At 49.2% G+C, this 1,940-nt stretch carries 1 protein-coding gene and 1 pseudogene; both read right to left on the bottom strand.

The window, feature by feature from the left end:
• A partial coding sequence (locus tag HWQ67_RS17280; RefSeq protein ID WP_218253940.1) for a hypothetical protein occupies positions 1–240 on the bottom strand: 240 nt, incomplete at its 3' end.
• A 20-nt stretch (positions 241–260) separates the two neighbouring features.
• Positions 261–1,940, bottom strand: a pseudogene (locus HWQ67_RS17285) (hypothetical protein); the annotation flags it as partial.

Consider the following 1,940-nt stretch of genomic DNA (forward strand, 5'->3'; position numbering starts at 1 on the left):
CTCAAACGCCTGTAGGTCAGGCATGTTGTCTGCCTTGGCCTGCTTCTTCGCCACCATCTTGGTCCGCTGTTGCGGTGTTGTCAAACGCTGCGGCTCCGCCATTGCCAGGTCTACCACAAAGGGCAGAAGCAGCATCGCCACAAACAACACCGCACCTATTGCCGTGTAACACAAACAGCGATAACCAGGAGTGTCCTGGAGCATCAAAGAACCAGGAGTGTCTAAGAACTTGTGTTGCATATTACCTCCTTTATAAATTTTTATTTCCATGTTAAGGCAACTCCTAATAGTCTTACTTCCTTAGTATTGGCAGTTGCCCACTTCCATTTCATTGCTGTCCCTGTGCTTGTCAATGTAACTGTCCCGCCATATATCTTTTGTCCAGCAGCATAGGCCCCCTCATCTGCCAAGGTAACCTGATCCCAGGTTGTACCACTATCTCTACTTACATACCCCAATATGTCAGTGTTGAGCGTGGAACCACCTGTCACATCCTGTGACAAAAAGACAAGCCTTGCTTGAGCTGGCTGCGAGGCCGCTGTGGTAGCTATAGACGTAACATATGCGGAGGAACTTGTAACATAACCCTTTACCTCAAAAAGAAAATCTACAGCCTCCGCACTCCATGAGGAAAAATATTGAGCTTTATTTCCTCCTGAATAAGTGGACGCCAGGTTATCAGCAACCCTGATATAATTACTAACATTACCGCCACTATACTCTATATCAACACAATAGTCTCCGGCTGCACCATCGTATGGCGCAGTGAATGAATACTGCGTTAATCCACTAAAACTTGTTCCCAGGCTCCCAGCAGCCGATGACACGGTAGCCAAGGGTGACCCTGATGTATTAGGATATGCGTTTGTTCCAACTGTTGTCCCTGATTGCTTAGGCCATAAATTAACCGTAAAGTTACCACTTGGTGAGCCAGTTCTCATAAGCGCAAAACTCGCTGAGGTAAACCTGACTGTCTGCGTTGTTGTGAAACACTCGGCTAGTTTCGTATTGGAAGCACCATCGCCCAAATATCGATAATCACTAGGATTAAAATGTGTGTAGTCATAAACAGCTACACTGGAAATTACACCAGGTGTGTAATATTTACCTGAGCCGTCGTAGTTTTGGCCGCTGCATATAGCACATGTGCCCGTGCCTGTCTGGTCCTTTAGTGCATCAACGATGCCATCCTCCATGTTGTACGGATTGGATAACGATGCCGTTGCCAGCAGACGGATTGCAGTAATTGAGATATTATCCGGTATCCAGTTAGCCACACTCAGGATAACATTATCTGAGCTGAGGGTCATCGTGAAGTTGTCCACATTCGATTGCGATAACGTAGCAGTGCCGTCAGTCCCCCATGTCAGGCCACTTGGTGTTGAGCTGTCTGCCTTGAGCACTTGTCCGTTGCTCCCAACCGCCAGCACTACCGTTGCCGTGCCGTTGTCGCTTACGATGTCACCCTTGGCAGTAGTTGGTCGTAATGCGTTAAATGCTGCGGATGCCGTTGTCTGGCCGGTACCGCCGTTGGCTATAGCGACCGTGCCCGTGACATTGGCAGCGTTGCCGCTTATGTTGCCGCTTATCTGCCCACCAGTCAGTCCCGTCAACGACGCCCCGTTGCCACTTGGCGTTAAGTAATCTACGCCTGCCGTCAGTGCGTTTTGCTTGGCGTTCCACGTGGCAGCGCTGGAGATGTAGCTATCCCCTATGACCGAGCCGTGCCATGTGCCATTTACAATAGTTCCCAATGTCGTTACATTGTTGCTGCCCATCCACGTCCCCAACAGAGTTAATACGTTGGCATCTCCATAAGAACCACCACCGGAAGCGTTTATCCACTTGGACGAGGCATTGTCGTACTTTAATATCTGACCATCTGTTGGAGATGTCAGATTAACATCAGTCAACGCCGTCAGGGTAGAAGAGCCTCCACC

Source organism: Candidatus Magnetobacterium casense, from assembly GCF_019173545.1.
GTDB classification, from domain to species: Bacteria; Nitrospirota; Thermodesulfovibrionia; order Thermodesulfovibrionales; family Magnetobacteriaceae; genus Magnetobacterium; species Magnetobacterium cryptolimnobacter.